General features: G+C 63.3%; 3 protein-coding genes. All 3 read right to left on the bottom strand.

Annotated elements, in window-relative coordinates; translation table 11 throughout:
• Positions 1-314: 314 nt before the first annotated feature.
• Positions 315-2,093 (bottom strand): ABC transporter ATP-binding protein, encoded by a 1,779-nt coding sequence (locus VML93_RS31875; protein ID WP_325616799.1) that lies wholly within the window; start codon positions 2,091-2,093, stop codon positions 315-317.
• A 366-nt stretch (positions 2,094-2,459) separates the two neighbouring features.
• Entirely contained in the window at positions 2,460-4,214 is a 1,755-nt protein-coding gene (locus VML93_RS31870; RefSeq protein WP_325616797.1) for an asparagine synthase-related protein, read from the bottom strand.
• A gap of 2 nt (positions 4,215-4,216) precedes the next feature.
• Positions 4,217-4,987, bottom strand: a complete 771-nt coding sequence (locus VML93_RS31865) for a lasso peptide biosynthesis B2 protein (protein ID WP_325616795.1) — start codon at positions 4,985-4,987, stop codon at positions 4,217-4,219.
• Between the last annotated feature and the right edge of the window lie 107 nt (positions 4,988-5,094).

Here is a 5,094-nt window from a genome sequence, read left to right as displayed (position 1 = left end):
CCCATCACCACCAGGGCGCAGTTCAGCGCCGCGCCGGCTTCTTCCACCGCGCGGAACACGAAGGCCATCAGCTTGTCCGGGTCGATTGCGGGGGCCTGGGTGTCGTCGAGTGCTGTCATGTGAGTGCTCCTTTGTCGAGGTGCATCCACGGTCGCATCGGCCAGCACCCCGGCGAATCCGGTGGCCCACCTAGTCTTTGGAGCCTCGGGGTGGCTGTCGGACTCGCGGCGCTTGGAGTGGAAGGACCAAAATATGCCCCTGACGCCCCCAGTTTCCTCAGGGCTACGGAAGGACCAAAATGTACTCGATGATCTTCATGTCCTCGCCTGTACCGGGTCGCTGCCCCGTCCAATTATTCGTCGGTAGTTGTCGGAAGTGCGGAGGAGGCCCTCGTGTGTGCCAGTGGAGACGCGGCCGTTGTACAGAAATGCAACGGTTTTCGCGTTCTCTATGGTGGTGAGCCGATGGGCAATCACCAGCAGCGCGCACTGCTGATTGATGGTGCGAATGGCGCGGTTCAACGCCCACTCGGTTTCGGCGTCGAGCATCGAGGTCGGTTCGTCCAGCAGCAATAGGCGCGGTCGCCGGACCATGGCCCTTGCGATGGCGACCCGCTGGCGTTCGCCACCCGAAACCAGCATGCCGCGTTCTCCCACCGGTGAGTCGAGCCCATTCGGTAGGCGGTTGATCAGCACTGACAGGCCGCCCAATTCGATTGCATCTGCGATATCGGCTTCAGTGGCGTCCGGCGCGCCGTAGCTGATGTTGTCCCGCAGGCTGCCGAACAGCAGTGGCGCATGTTGTTCAAGAAGGCCAATGCGGGAACGTGATTCAGACAGGCTAAGTGCGGCAATCGGCGTCCCATCGATACAGATCTCGCCGCGGTCAGGCTCGTAGAACCGGCTGACGAGCGAAAAGATTGTGGACTTGCCTGCACCGGAAGCCCCGACCAAGGCAACAAATCCGTTGGACGGAACATCAAAACTCACGCCATCGAGAACTTTGTGGTCTGCATAAGCGAAATGGACGTCTCGGAACTCCAACACCGGGGCGCTGCTGCCGGGCGCTTGGAAGTCATCGGTTCGGGCCGCGGTTTCTAGATCCTCCATCGGTGTCGACAGAGTCGGATTGAGGCGCCGCATGGCACCGTTTGCTTTTCGCAGTTCTGCGGCCGACCGGAATACAGTGAATACCGGCGTGGCCAGACCCATCCCATAGAGCAGTACAGTCACCAGATCGCTAAGCGAGATGGCCCCAGAGGCCGCCCGAAGACCACCGACAATCACGCAGATCACGAAGGACCCGCTGACGGCGAAATGCATGGTCGGACTGGCCACGGCCATCAGTTTGGCTGAGCGCACACCAGCTTGAAGCGCACGAGCTGCCGATTCGGCGAGATGGCTGTACTCGCGCTGCTCAGCGCCATTGACCTTTACGGTGCGGATAGCTCCGAGGGCCTGCTCGAGGTCGGCCGATAGGGTTCCGACGTACTCCTGGCTCTGCGCGGCAGCGATTTCAAATCTCGGTAGTAGAGCACCCAGGGCCAGCATTGCCGCCGCGATAGTCCCCATGACGATCACGAACAGCACCCAGTCGATGTAAATCATGAAGGCAGTCGTTCCGAACAATGCGATCGACGCGGACAGCGCCTGAACCATACTCTGCGCGACGACATCACGCAGGACCGCCGAGTCAAGTGAAACCCTGGACAAGAGGTCGCCGATGCGTTCCCGGTCGAGCGATGGCACTCGTGCCCATAGCAACCTGCGCACCAGGCGCATTCGGATGTCATACACCACGTGCTCGCCGAGCGTCTCCAAAAGATATTGGCCCACGGTGCCGATCACCGCTTGGCAGAGAAAGACTCCGATCAAGGCGACGACTGGACCAGTAATGGCCGCCCGAGCAAGCGCATGACTGACCGCCGTGCCTGCGATCAAAGGCTGCGCCAAACCGACCGCCGAGGTCACGGAGAGGAGTACCGCTGCGGCGAGCAACCTACCTCTATGTCCGTCTGCGAGGCGAAGAATCCCAAACGGGCCAGCCGGCTTTCCGTTCAGCGTGTCCAGTCGGTCCGGGACCGGGTTGACCATCACACGACCATCATCGTTTGATAGGCACCCGAACGTGCCCATTCGGACATCGTCTGACCTTCGGCCTCAATTCAGGCGCCGCCGAAACGGCGAACACCCGAATACCTACGCGGCGGCTAGCCCCATCCGCTGCGGCTGTCAGACCAGCGCCGTTGCCGGCGATCGCGCCAGACATCGATACCCGCCGCCCGCCGCGGGTGGGCTCACCGTGATCGCCACGTGCCTCCGTGCATGTGCATCGCATTCGCGAGCGTCGCCGCGCTCGGAGTGGTCAGCGGCGGCTTGTCGACGGCGCTGAAATTCGACGCCCGGCGACTCGCCTGCCACGCCCGGGTCAGACTTCACGCGCCGCTGATACGGCGTTCGTCACGGCGGGCTCTCTTGCTGACGCAGCCACACCTCCAGGCTCACCGCTGCCTCAAATGCCGCCGCCGACTGTTCGTGGCCGAACTGTGCGGCGGCCACCGCGGCGCGCCAGGAGGTCTGGTCGACGTAGCCGCGTTGCACGATCAGTGGTCGAGCGATCAACAACGTGACTATGTCCCGGTTGGCCCGCAGCCCTTCGTAAAATGCCTGGTTGGGTCCCGCCTTGGTGCGCCGGGTGCGGATTTGGTCGGGCAGAATGCCGGCCAGCGCCCGGCGCTGCAGCGCCCGGTCGTGCCCGGGTATGGCCTGCTGTTGCCACGGGAGGGAATACATGAACTCCACGAGCGGGCGATACAGCAACGGATGTCGCCACCGGTAGGTGGTGGTGTTTTGGGCCCAATGTTGGCCGGCGGAACCAGCTAAACGCCAAAGGTGCTCGTAGTAGGCCTGACCTCGTACGGTCGGCATCCGCGGACCGGGCGCGCCAACATCGCCGCCGGCTCCTGTTCGATGCAACAAGTCAGCAGACACCCATGAGCAGCGCTGTTGAACGGCCCTATCGGGCTTGTAGCGGATGGCATGCCCGCGCAGATAACACAACGCGGGGACCGCGGCGCCGGTAAGCACCCGATGAGTCAGCGAACGTTCGCTCGCGCTCGGTCCCCACTGTGCGACTTGGCGAACCGCCGTGACAAGCCGCGCACGGCGGACGTAGTCGGCGACGTGAATCGGGAAATCGGTTTCCCCGAACAACACCTGGTCGCCGCCTAGCCCAGAAAGCAGCACATCGACGCCATACGCACGCAGAATCGTTTCGTATTGCTGGAAAATCGGCCACATGGTGTGGAGTCGGCTCGGCTCTTCGATGCGCCGGTCAGGTAGCGCCGAGAGTGGTTTGTGTTTGTCACCATCGATCAGGTGCGTGCGAATCCCCTTGTCCGCGTGCACGATTTCGATCCATGACGATTCGTCGGAGGTGGTCGAGGTCGGATAAATCACCGAAACGGTCGCGAAATCCTGCAGGCCGAGGTGGTGCGCCGTGCAGGCGATGCTCGAGGAGTCCAGCCCCCCCGACAGCTCCGACCACGTCCGCCCATCAGCCGCCGTTGCCACCGCGCTCCGCAGAAGCTGACGGAACTGCTCGTCGTAGTCGCGAATATCGCGGTAGCAAAGCTCGGGGACCTCGCCAAGCCACCACGTCGCAAGCTCGGTCCCACGGCGTGCCCGGTAGCGCCTCGTTCGCCCCACACCAAGTCGGTTGACGTGCCGATAAATGGTGCGTCCGTCGAGGCACTCGCCGCGCAACAAGAACTCGGCGATATAGCCTTCGTCGACGTCCAAGCCGGGTATGAGTCTTGCCAGCAGGGAAAGGTGGGTGCCGAAATAGATCGTGTGGCCTCGTGCCGAGTAATACAGCGGCACAACGCCCAGCGCGTCGTGGGTCAGCACCAGCACGCCGGTCGTCTGATCCAGCACGCACAGGGCGTACTCGCCGAGCAGATGCGCCTGCACCGTCGCACCCCAGCGCTGGTACGCCTCGGCGACCAGTCGCTCGTCCGGGCACGATGGCTCGGCAGCAACGCCTAACTCGGTCAGCAGAGTGCTGCGGTTTGCCAAAAAGCCGCGCCACCACACTCGGCAGCCCATGACGCCGCAATCGACCCCGCCGGCCAACCGCGTCGGCGCCGACATGTCGACCCATCCGGCGAACCCCTGGTTGGCTGGCTGGAATCTGTGGTCGGCTTCGGCGGTCACGGCTACATCGACGCGATCACGGTGTATTCATGGACGACGGCAGACCGATCCAGTATCGGCGCGCCGCCATATTCGACCCACGCGTGGCACCCAAACGACGGGAACCGCCGAGCACCAATGCGGTGAACAACGGGTATGCCGAGGCCACGCAGATACGCATACAACGCAAGTGATCTGGGCAGACAGTCATGAGGAGCGCGCCGCCGCACGTAGAAGTTCTCCGCCCGCAAAAACGCCGCCCGCACCAATTCGACGTCAGCGGAATCGGCTCTGGCAATGCCGCCCTGCCCGAGCCGCTGGTAGATGGCGGCGAATCCGTGCCGACGCAGTGCGATGTCCATCCGCAGCATCGCTAGCCACGCCCGCACGGTGAGCAACGATCGGCCACGTGACCCCCGCGGCCAAGGCGCTCGCCGAAAATCGCGGGCGGGTGGCCGATCGCTCGAAACCAGAAAACCCTGTGCCTCGCAACTGGCGATGAAATCGTCGAACGCGCCCGCCAAGCGCCCCGACGACTCATTCCCGCGACCCAACGCTTCTTTAGCCGCGCCCACCGAACCATGCGCTTGACGCAGCCCCTTCCACATGCTGGACGCGTCCTCGTCCAGAAAATAAAAGGCCGACGTCTGCAGGTCCATCACCAAGATGAGACCGTCGACCTCGGCTGCCCGCACACTTGGCGACATCACCCGTGCAGAGCCAGGCAGGCACGCCTCTCCGGCCGCGGACGAGTCGTCATCGATTCCCGACACTGTCGCAAACGGCGCCGCCACCGACTCATCAGTGGACGGCGAAGTTTTTCGCCCAGAAAGCCGAACCATTCCTCTGATGGATGTCATGAGTGCGGAAAACCCTCTAACAGCAGCGCTTGCCACTGATC

It is taken from the genome of Mycobacterium sp. (assembly GCF_035499775.1).
In the GTDB taxonomy this organism is placed as follows: domain Bacteria; phylum Actinomycetota; class Actinomycetes; order Mycobacteriales; family Mycobacteriaceae; genus Mycobacterium.
Note: the sequence above shows the minus strand (reverse complement) of the source record. Positions and strands in the feature narration are given on the sequence as shown.